Source organism: Maridesulfovibrio bastinii DSM 16055 (assembly GCF_000429985.1).
Lineage (GTDB): Bacteria > Desulfobacterota > Desulfovibrionia > Desulfovibrionales > Desulfovibrionaceae > Maridesulfovibrio > Maridesulfovibrio bastinii.
The window spans coordinates 91,843-112,191 of sequence record NZ_AUCX01000008.1 but is presented as its reverse complement, the minus strand read 5'-3'; the positions used below and the strand labels follow the sequence as shown (position 1 = coordinate 112,191).

The following is a 20,349-nucleotide window of genomic DNA, read 5'->3' as shown; positions in this document are numbered from 1 at the left end:
TAATATGAATTTATTACTGACACTGTTTTTCTTTTTCAGACCCGTCATGTTTGTTGATCTGGGCTGGAAAATAGTAGGTTTGAACATAACAGAATTTTTTGCTGTTGTTGCGAGCGCTATACTTATAGCTGCTTATGTTCTCAATTTAATATTCACCAAACAGATTAATGTGTCTGTAATAGATTTTTTTATAGTCTTTTTTATAATATGGTGCCTCTTTGTCTATGTCCTTTATATTGATAAAGCTGATATAAAAGATTCTGCAAAATTTGCACTGCCGTTTTTTACATATATTGTAATGAAAAATATTGTAAGAAATCGACAACAATATACACGATTATTGTATATTATGATTCTTGGCTATGCAATTCCAGTATTTTCAAGTGCTTTTCTTATTGTACAGGGTAAGGGACTTGATAGAGTTATGTACTGGACTGGTCTGCACAGATTTCAAGGTGTGTATGTAAACCCGCATAATATGGCCCATTGCATGACATTTTTGCTTATGATTATATGCATATACGCAGTTATATGTACCGTTGATCCAAAGCTTAAGCCCATGTCAAAGAGAAAGTTTACTGTAGTCTTTTTTACAGTTTTATCCATGCTTGCATTATATTGTCTGTATAACAGTTTTGTGCGTACGTGCTTCTTGGGATTAGCTGTTTTTGTTTACTACTATCTATTTAGAATTAATAAAAAAGCTTTGATTATTATTACTGTGGCAGTGGGAATTATCGGTGTAATGTCTGCTGCTGTATTATATACAATCTTTTTCGACATGGTTGATGCTGCTGAAGGTAAAACTTCAGCTCAAAGATTCGGTTCTGGGCGTCCTTATATCTGGATGCATAACCTCACCGAATTTTCAAATTTTTCTCTTGATAGAAAACTTGCAGGTGCTGGTATAGGTAACAGAAGAAATATCCACAGCAGCAATCTCGGTGACGATGTTTGGAACAGCCATAATGACCTGCTTGAAGTTCTGATGCAGACCGGAATTATCGGATTTATAATATTTATTCTGATGCAATTTTTTATGTTTCAAAAAATTCGACGACTTGAGGGTAGGGAAAAGTATATTTTCCTTGCCCTGTTTTTCGCCGTATTTTTCATGAACTGCGTCAGTAACAGCTATGTTGTAAGATTTGGACTCGGGCAGATGTACTACATTGTACTTTCATATATTGAATTGCCCATCCATGAACAACAGCAGACCGATATGCAGATTGAAGAAGCCCATGCTTTGGATATGAAGGCGAAAAAAAGTCGTTTGATAGGGTAACCAGCCTAGTATTTTTAAAGTAAAGGGGAGTTTTATGAATTCTGCCAAAGCTCTCTGGTTTTTTTACCGGTTGAGAGCAATGGGGCCGGCTGAAATTTGCTGGAGATTCAGAAATCTTGCTTATTCAAGATTACAGAGAATAGGTCTTTTTAGAGTAAGAAGAGTCGCTTCTCCTAAACTAGATAAAGATGATGGAAGATGGCTTCCTTTTGACGCTCTTGCAGACAGTCGTGAAGAATGTGTTAAAATTGCGGATGATCTGCTTGAAAAAGGGATGCACCTGTTTTCGCTTGAGCATCTTTATCCGTGTATAGAGCCTGATTGGAATACAGATCCTTTAACTGGAATAAAAGCTCCTTTGAAATTCGGTAAGACTCTTGATTACAGAGATACAGCAATTGTTGGTGACAGCAAGTATCTCTGGGAGCCTTCAAGGTTTTTGCAGGTAGTGCCTATTGCACGGGCTTACAGCCTTACAGGAGATGATAAATATCTTGATGCTGTAAAAAAAATGATTCGGTCATGGCTAAAACAGTGCCCTTATTTATACGGTCCCCAGTGGTCCAGCTCTCTTGAGCTGGCTATCCGCCTTATAAACTGGGCGCTGGCATGGCAGTATATAGGTGGCAAGGATTCGAAAATTTTTAAAGACGAAGACGGCAGATTTTTCAAAAAAGAATGGCTTGAATCCATATACAGGCACATGGATTTTATACGCGGATGGTTTTCAAAAGGATCTTCGGCGAATAACCATCTGATAGGTGAAGCTGCAGGATTATTTACAGCGTGTGCGACATGGCCTTACTGGGAAGATTGCTCTCAGTGGAGGATTCTGACCAGAGACATTCTTGAAGTAGAGGTCCGCAGACAGATTCATCTTGATGGCATTGATGCGGAACAAGCTGTGTCTTATCAGCAATTTGTACTTGATTTTCTGCTTGTTGCATGGACATCACACCGGGAGTCCTTTTCAGAAGGCTATTTATCTGTTGTCAGAAAAATGATCTCGTTTATCGGTGCGATAATGGACAGCAAAGGCAATGTCCCGATGATAGGCGATGCCGATGACGGGTTTGTAACCGGACTTCTCCCTTACGGGGAATGCCCATACAAATCCCTTCTTGCAACCGGTGGGATTTTATTTATCCGCAAATCACTAAGAGCCAGAGTGGGCAAAGAGGATTTAAAAACCAGAAGTCTGCTTGGAAGGAATCCTGCGGCTGTAAAGAAACGCAAAGCCGGTGACCGTGCTATGAGCCGTTGCAGACGTTTCAGACACGGTGGATATTATCTTCTTGGAAGTTCTTTCAATGAAGCGGATGAAATTTTTATTCTTGTGGATTGCGGCCCTCTGGGGTTGGGATCATTAGCTGCCCACGGGCATGCTGATGCTTTATCCGTTTATCTGTCTGCCGGGGGAAATGAATTTTTAATTGATCCCGGTACATACGCTTATCATACAGACAGAAAATGGAGGGATTATTTCAGAGGAACTTCGGCGCACAACACCATTAGAGTGGATGGTGAAGATCAGAGTGTCATTGGTGGTAATTTTCTATGGAGAGATAAAGCTGAAGCAAAACCCTTGGAAATTTCTTTAGGTGGTGCGATTGAAAGTTTCACTGGAATGCATAACGGATATTCCCGGTTATCCGATCCTGTGACAGTTGAACGCAGTATTTCTTTTGAGCGGAGAAATTCAATAGTTAAAATTGAAGACCGCCTTGAATGTTCATCATCACATACTGTTGAACAGTTCTGGCATTTCAGTGAAAAATGCTGCTTATCAAATCCTTCAAACGGTATTGTTGTTGCTGAAAATGGCGGTTGGAGAATGACAATGAGCTTTCCAAAAAATTCAGATATAAAGATTATTTCTGGACAGGAAGACCCTCCGCTTGGATGGATATCACGTTCTTATGGAGCCAAGGAACCATGCTCTGTTGTTGTTTGTACAAAGGAAATTAAAAATTCATCTGTTCTCAGGGTAGAATTTTTAATTGAAAAGATAGCTGATTCTGAGAGATGATAAGCTCTTCTATAACTGTATGTTTTATGTATTGATAATTAATTGTTTCTGAATGATTTGTTATTTGTTAAATAAACTCAAATGCGTTGACGGCCGGGGTTGAGTTGTATTTCTGCTCCTTTTTTGGTCATACCTAACTTTACAGGACGGATTGTGGGCTCTGTTATAGCTTTCATAGTTTTTTGTGCTTCCTGGATACTGGTTTATTCTGATTCATTTTCTCCGCTTATAAGACGCTGGGAGAGTGGGGACTACTCATATTGCTGGCTGGTTGTTCCTCTTGCTTTATATGTGGCGTGGCAGAAAAGAGAACAGGCCTTTTTTGCAAGAGATCCTGCAGTTAAATCAGGTTATATTTTTATATTTATTTCAATAGGATTATATTTTCTGGGAAAATCTGCGGCAGTTGATGCTGTTGTTTTTCTTTCCATGTGGCTGTCGCTGGTTGCAGTGTTTTTATTGATACTGGGCTGGAAATCTTTAATGGCTATGTTTTATCCATTTGTTATTTTAGCTTTTGCAATTCCGCCGCCGCCGTTCATAAACCGCCTGCTGACTTTCAAACTAAGACTGATTTCTTCGGACCTTTCAGTCAGAATCATGCAGTTCTTTGATGTCCCTGTTTTCAGAGAGGGCAATGTTATTGATCTGGGTATTATACAACTGCAGGTTGTAGATGCATGCAGTGGGCTGAGGTATGTTTTTCCGACAATACTTCTCGGCTTGCTCATGGGGTACTGGTTCAATTCAAAAGTCTGGCAGCGCATAATAGTTCTAATCGCTACTATTCCTACGGCTATAGCAACGAACGCTCTTAGGATTGCTTTGGTAGGTTTTCTTGCAAGAAGTGTTTCTATTGAGACCGCTACTAACTTTTTCCATGAAGCCTCAGGTATTGTTGTTTACCTTGTTTCAATAATAATTCTGGTCTGTCTAAGTTTGCTGTTAAACCTGTTTTCGTCTTCTCAGGCTGTCTCAGACAAAAGCCGCAGGAAGTTTTTTTCAGGAAATATCAGAAAGGTTCCTTTGCATATCTGGGCCGTGGCCATTCTGCTTATCGGTGTATTTTTTCTTCACAGTCATTACATGGGAAACAGAATTGTACCGAGCAGATTGTCTTTTGATTCTTTTCCCCTTCATTTTAATGATTTTAAAGGAAAAAGAGAATTTTTCAGTAAAGAAATTATTGAATCACTCGGTGCTGATGACTATTTCTCGGGTGTTTTTGCCGATGAGCGCACCGGGCGGGATATCCTTGTTCTTGTATCATGGTATAATTATCAGGAACCACAGAGGGCTGCCCACAATCCTGTAAGCTGTCTCCTTGGCGGTGGGGGCTGGGCATTATCTGTATCTGAGGACCTTCCACCTGATCCTGAATCAGGAAGGAATTTTAAAGTCCGTCGGATGCTTCTGGAAAAATCCGGCTATAGACTTCTGGCTTTATACTGGTTTCAACAGCGTGGCAGAATAATCACTAACGAATATATGAATAAAGGTTATCTTGCTTTGGATTCGATTAATGAAAATAGGACCGATGGAGGTCTGGTCAGGGTGGAAATGTTACTTGGTAAGAATGAAAAAGTTAGCGATGCACAGAAAATTCTTGATAGATTTATCAAAAATTTTTCAGTGAGACTGCATCCGTATATTCCTGACTGATATGATTAAATTCGGGCCTGTTTTGTTATTAAAAAATTATAAGTTCAGTTTTTAGGGGTTCTTAAATGTTTAAAAAAATAATGCTTTTTTGTGCTGTAGCCAGCATCCTTATTGCAACCGGCTGTGAGAAACGGCGCGAAGATTTTTATAATAAAGCTCTTGGATATTACAAACAAAACAAGACGGTGGAATCAAGGCTTGAATTGAAAAATGCCTTGGCATTAGATCCGGAGTGTGCAGAATGCCGTCTTTTGATGGGAAAATTGTTTTTAAAGGAAGGTAATTTCCAGAATGCCTTCATCAATTTTAAATATGCTACGGATTCCAATCCTGCGCTCATTGAAGCCCAGATCGAAATGGGCAGGCTTTATCTTTTAGCTCATGAATTTGATAAAGCAGAGGAAAAAGCCCGGCTTGTTCTTGCTTCTGATTCAAAGAATATTTCCGGACGCCTTGTTTTGGCCTCTGTCATGATTCAGAGAAAAAATTACGCTGAAGCTTTGCATATTTTGGATTCAGCTAAAAATGATGATCCAGGTAATGCCGATATTTATCTTGCTTTGAGTCGGCTTTATTCTTTGAAGGGTGATGTTCCTACTGCTGAAAAGGCTTTAATTGAAGGTGTTGAAGCTATTCCTTCAAGTAAAGTGCTTTTGATGAGGTTGGCTACACTTTTTGCGGAGAATAATCAGAAAGATGAATCCGTAAAATATGTTGACAGACTTCTTGAACTGGATAGCAAGACCCCGCGCTATATATTATTTGCCAGCAAGTTTTTTGCCTCAAATAATATGTTTGACCGGTCAGAAAAACTTATGAAAAGCCTGCTTGAGCAGAATAAAGAAAATGAAGAATATCGCATTTTTTATTCAAGACTGCTTGTGTCAGATAAAAAAATGAAAGAGGCTGAGGATCTTTTAAAAGAAGGTCTTCAGATTGATGAAAATTCATTAAAACTCAGATCAGCTCTGGCCGACTTCTATATGTCCAGAGGTATGTTTGATAAAGCGATTGATATCTTAAATGCTGGAGTTGATCTCGATCAGGAAGGCTCAAATTCTGTTGTTTTCAGGAAAAAACTGTCAACAATCTATCTCGACATAAATATGCCGGACAAGGCCGTTGCTGTCCTTAACAAAGTTATTGAACTTAATTCCAAGGATTCTGAAGCCCATTATCTTTTGGGACAGATTTATCTGCTTGAAGGCAGTGGTCAGCCGGCAGTTGCGGAATTCAGGCAGGTTGTCAGAGATAACCCTGAGAGCGCACCGGCATATGTTCTTCTAGCTAAAGCACACATTGCAAATGACGATCTCGCTATCGGGATTGAAAATCTTAAAAAGGCTATTTCCATTGATCCCGGATATGCTCCGGCCCGTGAATCTCTTGTTAACGCTTATCTTGAAAGTAAAGACTGGCATCAGGCTATTTTAGAATTAAAGAGGATAAAAGAAAAACGTCCTGATGATATAAATGTTTTTTCTGCTATAGGCGACATTTACCTGTTAAAAAAGGATTTGAATCTTGCTCAGCATGCCTATGCAGAAATGATAAAGAAATTCCCAAAATCTCCTCTGGGATATCTGAAACTTGCTTCCTTTTATGAGCAGGAAAAAGATTATGCTAGTGCTGATAAATTCTACAATAAATCCCTTAAGATAGCTCCTGATTCATTAATGGCTATTCAGGGTAAGGTTAGAGTACTGCTTGATCGCAATATGTATACAGCAGCTTTAAAGTTCTGCGATTCCTTACTCCAGAAATATCCCGATAATGCGAGACTCTATGAATTAGTGGGTAATATCCATTTCAGAAGGGATGATCTTGATGAAGCTGAATCAGCTTTTTCAAAAGCTATCAGCTTATCTCCTGAATGGATGGTTCCTTATATGCGCATAGGTGATATCTATGTGAAATCAAAAAATATTGATGGCGGAATTAAAAAATTCAGTGAGAGTGTCGCTAAAACTCCTGATAATCCGGCTCCGCGTTTTATTCTTGGCCTTTTATATGAACAGGCCGCTGATTATGATTCAGCTCGTGAAGCATATTCAAAATTGCTTGAGCGCAAGCCTAACTTTGAACCTGCTGCAAATAATTTGGCTTATCTGCTGGCAACCCATTATTCAGAAAACAGCTCCAGTATGGATGAAGCTTTAAAATTCGCCAGAATCGCAGCAAGATCACAGACCCCGGAAGCTTTAGATACGCTGGGTTATGTTCTTTATCTTAAAGGAGATAACAAGCAGGCGTTGCATGTGCTGAACTCCGCCTTGCAGGTTGCTTCTGATTTTGGATCAGCCTTGTATCATAAGGCTCTAGTTTATTTGAGAGAAGGTAAAGATAAGCAGGTTGAAAGTACCTTGAAATCGCTGCTTGAAAAGAATATTGAGTTCCCTGAAAAGAAAGCTGCTCAAAACTTATACAACAGTATTTCTAATGGAGACAAATAATTCCACATTAGAAAGTTAAACTATTATTTGATTTAAAAAAGACTTTATAAGGCAGCTGAGTAACGAAATTACTTGTTACTCGGCTGCCTTTATTTTTTACGTAATACTGTGAAAGGGCTGTAGAATTGTATTTTATATTCTTACGGCGCAAGAGGGGTAAGTGGAACAGTTTTTTTACTTGTTTGGATTAAAACCAGTAAATTTTTACTTGTTAACTACTTATAAAGTCGAATGATAAATGATATAATAAAAACTTGTCAGCAACTTGAAAAGTACCGATTCTTTTCGGGGAATTGAATTTAGAAAATGTCTAAAAAATAATAGACTTTGTCCAAGCCGAATATAGAGTCATTTAGTTCGTTTGCTGCCTTTAATTTAAAGAGTTAATCTGCATAATTTGATTTCCCTGTTTTGAGTTAAGGAATTAGCAAAAGTTGTCTTGAAAATATAATGCTGACGGGGACAGTGTAATATTATGAGTGTATTTTCAAAATCGCCAGGTTTTTTGTTAACTTATATACATCGTATCTTCGATATTTGTCTTGGTATCGGTCTTTTGATTGGTCTATATAGTTTTTTCTGGCCTGATTCTATTGATAGCAAAAGCCCCCAAATAGCTCTTTTGATAATAGTTGCAACAATTTTTTCTTTATTCGGACTGAAAGTTGCCGGGGTTTATAGAAATTGGGCAAGATCAGAAACAGTAACTGAATGTAACCGTATCGTTTTTGGTGTTCTGATCGCTTTTACATGTATGCTTGTTACCGGTTATCTGTTTAAAGTTTCGCAGGTTTACTCACGCCGTGTAATACTTCTATGGGTGATGGTCTGGCCTGCTGTAATGTGTCTTGAGCGTATTCTGGTCAAAAAAATTGTCTTACCGGCGGTGATTGATTCAGAGGCTTTTCGCAGGGTTGTTATAGCTGGTACAGGTAAAACTGGTATTAATATTGCTAACTGGATATCTGAAAACCCATGGTCGGGGATGAAATTTGCCGGTTTTTTTGAAAGCGGAAGTGCCAGTGATGAAACTGTTGATTCGTGTCTCGGGCATGTTGATGACCTTGGAGATTATGTAAGGGAAAACAACATAGACGTTGTCTTTGTGACAATGCCCATGCGTGAAGAAGAAAAAATTCAATTGATACTGGCGGATATGGAAGATTCTGCAGCTCAGGTTTACTATTTTCCCGATATGTCTATTTTTGCTCATCTGTTGGGTGGTGACGTTGCCAATGTAGCTGGAAGAACCGCTATAATTATGCGGTCGTCACCTTTTGAGGGTGTGAGTGGTATTGTCAAAAGATTGGAAGACGTCATTTTATCGTCGCTGATACTTATAATGGTTTCTCCGGTTATGCTCTTTGTTGCAGCCGGAATTAAATTGACATCCAAGGGACCGGTTTTATTTCAGCAATGGAGATACGGTCTGGGTGGAGAGCCTTTTAAAATATACAAGTTCAGAACGATGAAAGTTATGGAAGACGGGTATAATTTTGTTCCGGTAACCCGTGATGACCCGCGTGTTACAAAGTTTGGAGCTTTTTTACGTAGAAACAGTCTGGATGAGCTTCCACAGTTTATAAATGTTCTTCAAGGTAGAATGTCGATTGTTGGTCCAAGGCCACATGCTGTTAAAATGAATGAAGAATATCGTAAACGGATACCGGGATACATGCTCAGACATATATCCAAGCCCGGTATAACCGGACTGGCACAGGTCAGTGGTTACAAGGGTGAAGTTCAGACTGAAGAGGATATGGAAAACCGAATTGAATTCGATATCAGTTATCTGCGTAATTGGTCTTTGATTCTTGATTTTGAAATTATTTTCAAGACAGTTTTCAGACGGGCGTGGCGTCAGAAGTAATTGTCGGAAATATTGTCGCTGAAAAGGGGTAAGGTTATGAAAATTTTAAGATTTTTTGTTTGCTGCACATTTATATCTTTGTTGGCTCTGAGTCCGGCTATTGCCGGTGCTGATACCGGAAGTGCTGCAGAATATAAGTTAGGGCCTGAGGATGTAATTGAGATTTCCGTGTGGGGTGACAAAGATCTGATTCGCGAGGTCGTGGTCGGCCCTGATGGTAATATTTCTTTTCCGCTTGTGGGAGACCTTAAAGCCGGTGGTCTGACTGTTGCTCAGGTTAGAAAAGAAATTAAGAAAAGAATTTCTGAGTACGTTCCTGACGCTGCCGTAACAGTCATCTTGAGCAAGGTTATCAGCCCCAAAGTTTTTGTCATGGGTAAAGTAAAGAACCCCGGTGTTTTTATACTGGGCCAGAAAATGACAGTTGTCCAAGCGTTATCAATGTCCGGAGGTTTATCCCCGTTTGCTGAATCGGGCAGCATTATTGTGGTCAGACATCTTTCTAATGGAGGGCAGGAAGCCATTCATTTTGATTATGACGAAATAGCCGATGGTGAAAATCTTAAATCAAACATCTACCTTGAGCCAGGCGATACTATAATTGTCCCTTAAGCAGAATTGGAATTTATTTTAGTCATGACCGGCATATATAAAATATTTTTGATAACAGTATTCAGCCTGATGCTGATACCTGTGTGCTCTGTTATTGCCGGTAAGTCACGCCCTACGTACAGTGTTGCAATGCCTGTTGTTCATCCGGTATATTTTAAATCCATACCGAAATACTCTGTTGGGCAGAGCGTGCGCAGAGATGTTGTGGATGTTGTGCTCAGTGCTGATAAAATAGTTTCAGAAGAATCCAACGGGCCAAGCTATAAAGCTTTTGTTGAACCTAGGCCATCTCATCAGGTTGCACAGGTTATGGAGAAAAAAGCAGCCGAGCCTGTTTATGAAGATAAAACACCTGAAGATCATAAATCCCCCGATGTAAAGAGTTCGACTGCTCATAATGAGCCTGCTGAATTTGTAACAAGTTCCGGTGGAGTCTCCATTTTTCCTGGGGACAAAGAAAATATTCGTAAAGAAAGTGTTTCTGAAGATGGAGGCTTTTTTACCACTCCTAAGAGGATGCTCGGCCTTTCAGGAAAGCGGGTAAGGTTCAAACCATCGTTGTCTATTGTTGAAACCTATGACAGCAACGTTGACTATAGGGATATAAGTGATTTGGTTACCACTTATAAACCGGCACTTACTTTTGATGCTAAAAATGAAGACTCAAAGATTCATTTCAGGGGTGACTTTATTTATCGTGATTTTATGGAACACAGTGGACTCGACAGGTATGATTACAATCTGGCTGTTTCAGGTGAGTACAGATTCAACCCCGTGCTGGATGGTGCTCTGACTGTTGAACATAGGAGACGCCATAACCTTGACCAGAATACTGCCGAAGTCGGAGCTGTTCATCTCGATCCGTCCATAATACTTTCAACTGTAGCTACACCTGAATTAAACTGGGTCATTACGCCTAGAGATAAGGTGCGCTTTGTTTACAGCATAGATAAAACTGACTATGAACGGGCCTCTGATTCTGACTATATAAACCATTCACTAAGTACCGTATGGGCTCATGCCCTGAAAGATGAAAGAACCTCATTTTTCCTTGGGCAGTTGAATGTTTTGACCCATTACACCAGAGAAATGGACGATCTTAATGGAGATCAGTATTCAAATCAGGCTATTTTCGGTGTTGAGCATGCTTTCACCGAATCCTGGAAATTTTCTTTAAAAGGTGGTCCCGGAATAACTTTTTCAAATTATTCCAGCGAGAATGATAGAGATGATGGTACTGATTTTATGTACCAGTTCCGAGCTGAGCTTGAATACAATCGGCCCATGTATAATGCTAGATCTTCCATTGAAAGGCTGGTGCGCCCGGGAAGATATGGTGAAAATGAGATTATGGATAAAGCAGAAATTTATTTCCGCTACAAGTTTACTGAAGATGTGGTTCAAAGCTTTGTAGCGAGCTACTGGTTGCTTGAAGGCGAGGGAATTGGAGCAACCGAGGATCATAAATCCAGAGGAACTTTTTTTCAGTCCGTCACCAATTGGGACATGGATAAAGACTGGAGACTATTCTTAGGGCTTAATTTTACAGACAACTATAATAGAATAACAGAAAAAACTAGTCAGCGTTTTAAGTCATGGATAGGTATTTCTTATGCCTTTCCGACTGAACTTAGATAGAGGGATGGCATAAGATGCAACAGAGTTCGGATATAGCTTATTATTTCGATGTATTAAGAAGGCGCAAACTTCAGTTTATCCTTCCGGGAGCTATACTTTTTATTATTATAGGGGCTGTGGCTTTCCTGCTTCCTCCTGTTTATAAATCTTCTTCAACTATTTTGATTGAGGATCAGGAGATTCCGCAGGAGCTGGTGCAGACCACAGTTACTGGTTTTGTTGAAGAAAGATTGCAATCCATTACTCAGGTTGTTTTAAGTCATGGAAATCTTTTAAATATTATTAAAGAATTTGATCTTTATCCTGAGCTTGTGGGTAAGTACACAACGGAAGAAATTATTTCCAAGATGCGTGACGATATTATCATGGAACCGATTACCGCTGATGTCACCAACCAGTATTCAGGACGTCCCGGAAGTGCAACTATTGCTTTTGTCCTCTCATATGAGGGTCGTACACCGCAGAAGGTTGCACAGGTCGCCAACGTGCTCACTTCTCTTTACCTTAAAGAAAATTTGAAAGAGCGTGAACAGAAGGCTAAAAGCACTTTTAATTTTCTTGAGCTACAACTTTCAGAGCTGCGGTCCGAGGTGCTTGAGCTTGAGCGCAAGATTGCTGAATTTAAGAAAAAGCATGTTAACGAACTTCCTGAGCTTCTTGTTCATAACATGAATTCTATGGAACGCCTTCAGCGTGAGATGGATAATTCTAGGGAGCAGCTGGCAACTTTGAGGAACAGAAAAGTGTATCTTCAGGGACAGCTTGCCAGTATTGATCCTCATCTGAGGGTTATTTCCAATGAAGGCAAAAGATTTGTCACTTCAAAAGAAGAACTTGAGAAGCTTAGGCGGGAATATCTCAGCTTATCGTCAAAGTATTCTGATAAGTATCCTGAAGTGATAGCTATTAAACGGCAGATCAAAGCTTTAGGTGCTGAGGTTCAGAGTTCTGAAAGTTACGATAACATCAAGAGGGAAATTGATCTTAAGGAACAGGATCTCGCCGCTTTAAAAGAAAAGTATTCAGACAAACATCCTGATGTCATTGCTCTGCGCAAGGAAATTGATGCTCTCACTGCAAGACTGGAAGATGCTTCCATGCAGGAGCCTTATCTTCAGGAATCCGGAGAAGTCCCGGATAATCCGGGGTACATTCAAATCGAAACTCAGATAGCTTCTACTGAACTTGAAATAGGAGAGGCTAAAAGAGTTTATGCTGAAATCAAAGCCCAGTATGATAAATATCGCCTTAGAGTTGTAAACACTCCTCAGGTTGAACAGCAGTATAAGATACTCTTGCGCGATTATGATAATGCGCAGGCAAAATATCAGGAAACAAACACCAGACTGCTGGCTGCCAGAGAAGCTAAAGGTCTTGAACAGAGCCAGCTTGCTGAAAGATTTACACTTGTTGATCCGCCTATTGTTCCTGAAAAACCTGTACGTCCTAATAGGCTGGCTTTAATTCTGGTGGGTTTTGTCCTGTCAGTCGGAGTTGGCGTTGGCGTTGGAACTTTTCTTGAATTTATGGATCGTTCTGTAAGACGTCCAGATGATCTGGCTCAGATTACAGGTTTACCTGTTTTGACCACAGTCCCATACTGGGTGACAGCTAAAGAACTTAAAAAGCAGTCCAGAAAAAAAATATTGATTACGCTTGGGTGTATAGCAATTTTCATTCTGGCTCTGGCTGCAATTCACTTTTTATATATGCCTTTGGATGTTCTTGCAGTTAAACTTATTCGCAAGATTTCATTAAATTTTTAGGAGTTAGTACCTAAAGTCCATAGCGGGGTTTCAAGATGAGCAAACTGCTCAAGGCTGTAGAGAAGGCCAAAAAAAATAGGGAAATCAACTCTCAGAATGCATTTTCATTTAATGAGGGTGATACTTTAAAAGAGAAATCAGATGATAACGCAATTGTAACCACTGTTGCAGCTGAAGATTCAGATACAACAAGCGAAGCCGGTAAATCTGCTAATATTTCATGTTCCAGACCCGGTCAGAGTTGTGATCTTGATCTTGATGTCAGATGTCTTACCGAAAACAGGGTTTTGACTTCCAGCAGTTCACCTGAATTTACTGATATATATAACCTTTTGAGAACTCAAATTTTTCACCGCACTAAGAAGAACCATCATAACGTCATCATGGTGACGAGTGCGGCACAGGGTGAAGGTAAGTCTCTTACAGCTTTGAATCTTGCCATAAGTATTGCCCGTGAGCTTGACCAGTTTGCTTTGCTGGTGGACACTGACATGCGTAATCCGTCTCTGCATAAGTATCTCGGAATGGAAATGACTCGCGGGCTCAGTGATCATCTGATGAAAAATGTACCGGTGCATGAGTTATTTATAAAACCGGGATTGGATAAACTGACTTTTCTTCCTGCCGGAGAACCTATAAGAGGATCTACGGAAATTCTGGGTTCTCCAAAACTTCAGGAACTTATTGTTGAGATGAAGCAGCGGTATCCTGACAGATATGTAATTTTTGACTGCCCTGATCTGTTGCATGCACCTGATGCTCTGGTCTTCTCGACTTACGTTGACGGTATTATCTTTGTGGTTGAAGCGGGGAAAACTTCAAGAGAAAATGTTATGAAAGCTTTGAATCTTCTTGAAGGAAGGAATATTATTGGTCTTGTTCTCAACAAGGCAAACAAAGAGAATCTCGAAAACGATTAAGGCGGATTACTGCATGTATCTTGATTTCTACAGACTGAAGGAAAAGCCGTTCAAGATAATCCCTGATCCGGATTATTTCTATTTAAGCCCGTGGCATCAGCAGGCACTGACTCATATTGAGTACGGGTTGATGAGCGGGGACAGTCTTATTCTTCTTACCGGAGATGCCGGGACGGGTAAAACTTCTATCATATATAAGCTTATCTCAGAATTAAGTGATGATACGATTGTAGGAGTCCTTTTTAATACCGCTGTTGCCGGAGACAGAATTATCGAGATGATCCTTAGAGAATTTGAAGGAACAGTTCCTGATAATCCGACTCCATCTTCTTGTCTTGAAGCCTTGCAGGAATATCTGCTTAAAATTTATTCAAAAGGTGAGAAAAAGGTTCTGCTTGTTCTTGATGAGGCCCAGAGCTTGAGTAATGTGGCTCTTGAACAGGTTCGAATGATTTCAAATATTCATTCTGGCAAAGAAAATCTCTTATCGGTCTTAATGGTCGGACAGTCAGGTTTCAGAGCCAGACTGCGTAAAGCTAAATACAGTCAGATTGTTCAACGAATAGTTGTAAGTGCTCATCTTTCACGATTGCGTGAGCAGGAAGTTATTGATTACATCTTCTATAGACTGCGGCAGGGTGGGGCTGAAGATCCTCAGGCTATTTTTACAGATGATGCACTGAAAGCAGTGTATGAGTATTCAAAAGGCATCCCGCGCAATATAAATTTAATTTGTGAAGGTTCACTTGTTTACGGCTTTGCTGATGATGTGAATCCTATTACAGCAGATGTTGTGGAAGCTTTTTCAAAGGAAAGAATTGAGAGCGGACTGCTTGAAGGTCACGGGGATGAAGACGACCCGTATTATACTGATAATTCAAAGGAATATATTGAAGCTCTTGAGAAAAGAATTGCCAGTCTTGAAAAGTCCATGGATATCGTTAAACGAACTTTGGTACAGCTGATTAAAGCGGTTAAGGGTATGAAAAAATCCTGATAGTTTAAGAGGTGACCATGCGGTTGTTTTCTCATTTTGTTTTAGCCGTGGCAGTTCTTTTTATGCTCTGCAATGTTACAAGTTCGCATGCAGCTTCACCTTATAAAATTTTTAAGACGAGACCCAGACTTTACGTTACTGCTGAAAAAATCTCCAGCTTGAGAAAAGTCATTAAAGGTGAACCATATTCCAGCTGGCTGAATAATATAAAATTAAGATCCAAAGGGTTGATAGGGGGCAGAACTCCATCAACACTTATCAGGTATACTAGCAATACACTGCGCCGTCCTGCTGATTCACTTGTAAATCAGGCTTTTTATTATTTGATGACAGAAGATCCGACTGTGCTGAGCAATATAGAGCATTTGTTGGAACTTTTTGTGGAAGCCCCAAATTGGGCCTCAGATAATGATATCGGTGCTGCACACAGCCTGTTTGCTTTATCTGTTACCTATGACTGGCTATATGACAAGCTGCCTTTATCTCTCAAAAAATCAGTCCGAGCATCTATTTTAAAGCATGCTGGTATTTTTTACGATCTCATCCGTACTAATGGTATCTGGTGGACCAGAAGCCCTCTTCAAAATCATAATTATGTCAACACCGCAGCCCTCGCTGTTGCCGGAATAGCTTTATACGGCGAAACCCCAAAAGCTGCTAAATGGCTTGCCGCTGCTAAAGAAAATTTTGACAATGTGCTATCTCTTCTTTCACCTGACGGAGCTTCACATGAAGGCGTCAGTTATTGGAGCTATGGAACTCTCTGGCTTTTAAATTATTATATGGCAGTATCTCCGGCTCTTGGTCTGGATAAGATTGAGTCGTCAGATTTTTTTAGAAACACTTCAATCTACAGACTTTATTCATCCCTTCCGGGATTTAAATATAATCTGGACTATGCTGATTCAGCCATAGTTGATTATAAAGGTCCGGGAGCTATCTTACGCTGTCTGGCCTCAATCTTTAGAGATGGCCGCGCTCAGTGGCTTGCCGCTAAGATTGAAGAGGAGCGCAACGGACGTCCTGCGTTATGGCAGGATATAATTTGGTATGATCCTTCTATAAAATCTGTTTCTCCTGAAGATCTTCCGCTCTTCAAGTGGTTTGATAATCTGGGCTTTCTAATTACAAGATCTTCATGGAAAGATGACGCGAAGATGTGTTTCTATAAGGCTGGCCCTCCTCAGGGTTTTCTGGCTCAGTCTAAAAAAGTATATGCCGGATCACATATACATCCTGATGCCGGCAGTTATAGTTTGTGGCTGGGAAGACAGCCTATTGTACAGGACGATGGGTATGTGAAAGCCAAACTTTCATCCAGTCATAATGTGTTGACTTTTGGAGACTTGGGGCAGTCAGGAGAGGGAGGAGAGTGGTTTAGGATTCAACCGCTGAAAGATGATAAGATCTATCTTAATGCTCCAACCGTAGTACTTAAAAAAAGATTTCAAATTATAAGCGCTGACTTTGCATCTCTTTATCCGTCATTGGCAGGAGTCCGGTCGTGGAACAGGGTTTTTGTTGTAATTGATGGAAGAGTTGTTGTGGTACGGGATATTGCTCGTACTAAGTCTGATACTGATATTATGTCGCTGCTGCATTTAACCAGAAAGGCCAGAAAATACGCTAACTCTATTTGTCTGGATTTTTCGTCTGATCTAGTTATGAATACTAAAAGTTCTGCTGGGACAGAAATTGATTTCAAGCGTTATCTTGTGCTGACCATACCAATGGGCAGGAAAATTCCTAAATCCGGAATGCTGCTTTCCATGAAAGCTCCCCATTCACGAGCAGCTCAGTTTATTTCGGCAATCGCCGAGTCTGCTGAAGGATGTGTGGATAGCAATATTTTGAAATCCTATGATGCTGATAAAGATTATGCAGTTGTTGAAGATAAGTATGGTCGGTATGGTATTGATTTTAAAACTATGAAAGTCAGTTTCGAGCAGGAAAATCGCTGATGTCCAAGCTCAGCGGACTTTTTTGTTTTAAGACCTTGAGTCTTCTAGGATCAACTGCTTTACCCGGTGCCCAGCGAATATTTTTGTATTTCCTTGTGGAGCATTTTTTCGGGCTTCAATTTCTGGGGCGTTTCGCCAATGATCTTTCAATCATTTTTATGATTGGCTATTTCACCGCCGTCGGGTGGTCCAGCATGATCATGATAAGAGTCCCACAGACTGATGGATTGGCGAAATTGCAGACTCTATTCACTATTGCGAAATTTTCTTTTTTCAGCCTGATTCCATCCTGCATAATTATTTATTTTCTTGGATATCTGGGGTTTATTTTCAATCCTGATTTGTCTTCTTTTGTCTTGGTCAGTTGGTCTTTATTTATGCTGTTTAGAAGGTTTATGCTGGCCTTAAAAAGATATCACATACTTTTTGCTGCTGAATTATTGGTTCTTACAGGCATCGCAGTTATTTTATGGTTCGGTAGGAAGTATCCATTTGCTCCATATTTTAGTTATGCCGTTCCTTGTGCAGTAGTCACCTTAACAGCAATCTGCCTCACAACATGGTTGTTGAAAAAGAATAAACTGAACTTTTTTAATGCTCAGCCCGGTGTTATGCGTCACGGTTTGGAGTTTGGGCTTAATAATTTTGTAAGCGGTGGAAGAATGCTGCTTTTAACCCCTCTTGTTGTCCAAATAGCAGGTGAAATCTACGGCGGGATTATTGGGCTTATTAATAGTGTCTTGGGGGTGGTGCAGCTTTTTCCAAGAACATTATCTCAATTTCATCTTCCGGAAATGTCGCGTCTGGTTAAGAACGGTGATTCAATCAGTTTTATTGGATATGTTTCTAAATTCCGTAAACAGGTTTCAGCTCTGCTCACTTTGATATTTCTGTTTTCTGCTATTGGATGGTGGGCTATAGGGTTAACTCCTTACGGGGTAAGGCTTCATGCTGATGGGGCTGTATTCATTTTTTATATTATGCTGATAGCTACGGTTATTGATCAGGCTGTCATCGCTGATGCTAATTCATTGATGGTCCGTGAACTGAGCTTTTTAATGTTGAAAGTGAATTTTTGGTCTTCCATCATTATGTTGCTGATGATGGCTGGAGTTGTTTTTTTAAATTTTGTTCCACTGTTATCAGTATATTCAATTCTTAGCGTATATTTGGTTTCCAATCTTTTGAGATCGGTATGGCTGGTGAAGTTGTCAGGAAATTATAAAAGAATTGAACCAAAAAAAGCCCGTTAGATTGCGGGCTTGGGTAATAAAAAATCAGTTGATTTTATTTTAAAAAAATTAATTGATATTGTCTGTTATGGCGTAAGTAAAAATTATTGGGTTATTCTTTCTTTGGAATTAAAGTCTATTTCTATTTTATCTTCCGGTGTGCTCAACTTTACTCTGTTATAAAAAAGATCTTCCGGGTCTGCTTTTTGAAAAAGTTCTCTTAGTAATACATTCAAGAATAGACTTTTGCTGACATCTAGTTTTTTACATGCATCTTCCATGCGTTCCATTACTTCCTGATGAAGGAAAACGTCCTTTAAAGGTTTATTCATAAATTGCTCCTTTTTTATAGTGATGAAAAAGTATTATTAATTTTTTCTGAAAAACCTTATCTTCTAAATAAACACAATAATTATTCATATACAAGCGGTTTATGAAAAAACTGTGAAGGTGAGGTTAAGAAATCAATTTATTAATTAATGGGTGCATTAAAAATTATTTTTTGTGCACAATGACTGCACATAATATTGCACTTATCTGCACAAAAGCCAGCCTTTATGTGCATTTGGATTTTACTAATATGTGGTCATTCGTTTAATATATTGAAATAATAGTAAATATTGTTTTGGCACGCTTGGTGCTAATAGTAAATCAACCGGGCGGTTACCTGCCTCCCTACCCCCCAAGAAAACTGGTGGCCGTCCGGATTACATACAGTCTTCATTCCTCATCATCACTCCTTAAACATGAAAGGCCGGGATCCTCCAACCCGGCCTTTCATGTTTAATAAGCTTTTTTAGATTTTTTCCCTAAAATCTGGATTACATTACCTGCAATAATCAGCATCAGGCCGATGATAGTTGATACGAGTATTTTTTCGCCAACTATAAAATGTATCAGTATAAGTGAGATGAATGGAGATAAAAAGATAAGATTACTCACTCTGGAAGCTTTTTCTGTGAGCTTAAGAGCATTGAGCCATAATACAAAGGTTATTCCCATTTCGAAAAGCCCTACATAGCATGCCCCGGCAATAGCTTTTAAGTTGACCGGAGGTAATTCAGACCAGATTAACGTGCTTATAAATATCAGTGGCAGAGCTGCACAGAAGCTAATAAATAATCCTACAATAGGGTCAGCTTTGCTTTTTGTGTTGTAAATCCAGTATAAGGACCATATCAGTGTGCTTAGTAATGCAAATACTACTCCTGTTGTATTTGCAAATTCCATTTTTGTAATTTCACCTTTTGTTGAAATTACCAGTACTCCTAAATAGCACACCATTATAGCAAGTAATTCCTTTAAAGACATCTTCTGCTTTAATAGTGGAATTGAAAGTATGGATAGAGTGATAGCCCATGTATAATTTAATGATTGAGCTTCCTGTGCAGGAAGAAGGTCATAAGCCTTAAAGAGAATTATATAATAAATGAATGGATTGAGTACTCCTAGTAGAGAGCAGATCAGTACATCTTTTTTATTTGTTTTTAAGATAAGGTTAAGTTTTCCCTGAGACATTATTATTGCAAATAATGCCAGCAAAGAGGCTGCACTTGCATATAGCAAAAGTTGAATCGGATTGAGATAAGTTAAAGATATTTTAAACGCTGAAGCTACTGTAGACCAGATTAGTACTGCTGATATCCCAAAAAGGTAAGCTTTGTTTTGATTTTTCATGTAGATGTAGTTGGTAAATGTTTTTATTGATAAAATGTACTATGGGGCTGGCTAGGCAGCAAATAAAAAAGAATGTCTACATTTTTTGAATAAGTTAACCTAAACAAAGTCTGTAAATCTTTACGGAGGTACCAATCGTATTTAAATTGCAGGTCAAAATTATAATCTAGTGCTGATTTACTGCGTATACTAATTGGCGTGCGTGATAAATTTAAATCCATTCAGTTGAGTCGGTTGCGGGTTATTC

The 20,349-nt window shown here is 39.4% G+C and carries 14 protein-coding genes; 12 read left to right on the top strand and 2 right to left on the bottom strand.

What is annotated here, in order from left to right:
• Positions 1 to 4 precede the first annotated feature (4 nt).
• The 12 genes from G496_RS18740 to G496_RS0103700 all read left to right on the top strand — a co-directional run bounded on the left by G496_RS18740 (position 5) and on the right by G496_RS0103700 (position 18,446).
• Positions 5 to 1,285: an O-antigen ligase family protein gene (locus G496_RS18740; protein ID WP_051294812.1), complete on the top strand. Its 1,281-nt coding sequence runs from the start codon at positions 5 to 7 to the stop codon at positions 1,283 to 1,285.
• Positions 1,286 to 1,319: 34 nt separating this feature from the next.
• Positions 1,320 to 3,314 (top strand): heparinase II/III family protein, encoded by a 1,995-nt coding sequence (locus G496_RS18735; protein ID WP_051294811.1) that lies wholly within the window; start codon positions 1,320 to 1,322, stop codon positions 3,312 to 3,314.
• A gap of 153 nt (positions 3,315 to 3,467) precedes the next feature.
• The gene (xrtD, locus tag G496_RS0103745; protein WP_027178103.1) at positions 3,468 to 4,976 is read left to right on the top strand and encodes a VPLPA-CTERM-specific exosortase XrtD; all 1,509 of its coding nucleotides are present in this window, start codon (positions 3,468 to 3,470) and stop codon (positions 4,974 to 4,976) included.
• 65 nt (positions 4,977 to 5,041) lie between these two features.
• The gene (locus G496_RS0103740) at positions 5,042 to 7,429 is read left to right on the top strand and encodes a tetratricopeptide repeat protein (protein ID WP_027178102.1); all 2,388 of its coding nucleotides are present in this window, start codon (positions 5,042 to 5,044) and stop codon (positions 7,427 to 7,429) included.
• Between the two features lie 475 nt (positions 7,430 to 7,904).
• Entirely contained in the window at positions 7,905 to 9,299 is a 1,395-nt protein-coding gene (locus tag G496_RS0103735) for an undecaprenyl-phosphate glucose phosphotransferase (RefSeq protein ID WP_027178101.1), read from the top strand.
• A 36-nt stretch (positions 9,300 to 9,335) separates the two neighbouring features.
• On the top strand, positions 9,336 to 9,911 hold the full coding sequence (locus G496_RS0103730) for a polysaccharide biosynthesis/export family protein (RefSeq protein WP_027178100.1): 576 nt from the start codon (positions 9,336 to 9,338) through the stop codon (positions 9,909 to 9,911).
• A 24-nt stretch (positions 9,912 to 9,935) separates the two neighbouring features.
• Positions 9,936 to 11,549 (top strand): porin family protein, encoded by a 1,614-nt coding sequence (locus G496_RS0103725; protein ID WP_027178099.1) that lies wholly within the window; start codon positions 9,936 to 9,938, stop codon positions 11,547 to 11,549.
• Positions 11,550 to 11,563: 14 nt separating this feature from the next.
• Positions 11,564 to 13,315 carry a GumC family protein gene (locus tag G496_RS0103720; protein WP_027178098.1) on the top strand — a complete coding sequence of 584 codons (1,752 nt, stop codon included), beginning with the start codon at positions 11,564 to 11,566 and terminating at the stop codon, positions 13,313 to 13,315.
• A 35-nt stretch (positions 13,316 to 13,350) separates the two neighbouring features.
• Complete coding sequence (locus tag G496_RS0103715; protein ID WP_027178097.1) at positions 13,351 to 14,235, top strand: polysaccharide biosynthesis tyrosine autokinase; 885 nt, start codon at positions 13,351 to 13,353, stop codon at positions 14,233 to 14,235.
• A 13-nt stretch (positions 14,236 to 14,248) separates the two neighbouring features.
• Complete coding sequence (locus G496_RS0103710; RefSeq protein WP_027178096.1) at positions 14,249 to 15,232, top strand: ExeA family protein; 984 nt, start codon at positions 14,249 to 14,251, stop codon at positions 15,230 to 15,232.
• Positions 15,233 to 15,249: 17 nt separating this feature from the next.
• Complete coding sequence (locus tag G496_RS0103705) at positions 15,250 to 17,193, top strand: DUF4962 domain-containing protein (protein WP_027178095.1); 1,944 nt, start codon at positions 15,250 to 15,252, stop codon at positions 17,191 to 17,193.
• Complete coding sequence (locus G496_RS0103700) at positions 17,193 to 18,446, top strand: hypothetical protein (protein WP_027178094.1); 1,254 nt, start codon at positions 17,193 to 17,195, stop codon at positions 18,444 to 18,446. The genes G496_RS0103705 and G496_RS0103700 overlap by 1 nt, the downstream gene beginning before the upstream one ends.
• An 83-nt stretch (positions 18,447 to 18,529) precedes the next feature.
• Here G496_RS0103700 and G496_RS0103695 read toward each other — a convergent pair whose 3' ends face one another.
• Together G496_RS0103695 and G496_RS0103690 are read right to left on the bottom strand one after the other, a co-directional pair.
• Positions 18,530 to 18,757: a hypothetical protein gene (locus G496_RS0103695; protein ID WP_027178093.1), complete on the bottom strand. Its 228-nt coding sequence runs from the start codon at positions 18,755 to 18,757 to the stop codon at positions 18,530 to 18,532.
• Between the two features lie 451 nt (positions 18,758 to 19,208).
• Positions 19,209 to 20,102 carry a DMT family transporter gene (locus tag G496_RS0103690; RefSeq protein ID WP_027178092.1) on the bottom strand — a complete coding sequence of 298 codons (894 nt, stop codon included), beginning with the start codon at positions 20,100 to 20,102 and terminating at the stop codon, positions 19,209 to 19,211.
• Between the last annotated feature and the right edge of the window lie 247 nt (positions 20,103 to 20,349).

What these genes read in the sequence shown, in the direction of transcription:
- G496_RS18740 (WP_051294812.1), top strand. Translation starts at nt 5, where the DNA reads ATGAATTTATTACTGACACTGTTTTTCTTTTTCAGACCCGTCATGTTT.
- G496_RS18735 (WP_051294811.1), top strand. Translation starts at nt 1,320, where the DNA reads ATGAATTCTGCCAAAGCTCTCTGGTTTTTTTACCGGTTGAGAGCAATG.
- G496_RS0103740 (WP_027178102.1), top strand. Translation starts at nt 5,042, where the DNA reads ATGTTTAAAAAAATAATGCTTTTTTGTGCTGTAGCCAGCATCCTTATT.
- G496_RS0103735 (WP_027178101.1), top strand. Translation starts at nt 7,905, where the DNA reads ATGAGTGTATTTTCAAAATCGCCAGGTTTTTTGTTAACTTATATACAT.
- G496_RS0103730 (WP_027178100.1), top strand. Translation starts at nt 9,336, where the DNA reads ATGAAAATTTTAAGATTTTTTGTTTGCTGCACATTTATATCTTTGTTG.
- G496_RS0103725 (WP_027178099.1), top strand. Translation starts at nt 9,936, where the DNA reads ATGACCGGCATATATAAAATATTTTTGATAACAGTATTCAGCCTGATG.
- G496_RS0103720 (WP_027178098.1), top strand. Translation starts at nt 11,564, where the DNA reads ATGCAACAGAGTTCGGATATAGCTTATTATTTCGATGTATTAAGAAGG.
- G496_RS0103715 (WP_027178097.1), top strand. Translation starts at nt 13,351, where the DNA reads ATGAGCAAACTGCTCAAGGCTGTAGAGAAGGCCAAAAAAAATAGGGAA.
- G496_RS0103710 (WP_027178096.1), top strand. Translation starts at nt 14,249, where the DNA reads ATGTATCTTGATTTCTACAGACTGAAGGAAAAGCCGTTCAAGATAATC.
- G496_RS0103705 (WP_027178095.1), top strand. Translation starts at nt 15,250, where the DNA reads ATGCGGTTGTTTTCTCATTTTGTTTTAGCCGTGGCAGTTCTTTTTATG.
- G496_RS0103700 (WP_027178094.1), top strand. Translation starts at nt 17,193, where the DNA reads ATGTCCAAGCTCAGCGGACTTTTTTGTTTTAAGACCTTGAGTCTTCTA.
- G496_RS0103695 (WP_027178093.1), bottom strand. Translation starts at nt 18,757, where the DNA reads ATGAATAAACCTTTAAAGGACGTTTTCCTTCATCAGGAAGTAATGGAA.
- G496_RS0103690 (WP_027178092.1), bottom strand. Translation starts at nt 20,102, where the DNA reads ATGAAAAATCAAAACAAAGCTTACCTTTTTGGGATATCAGCAGTACTA.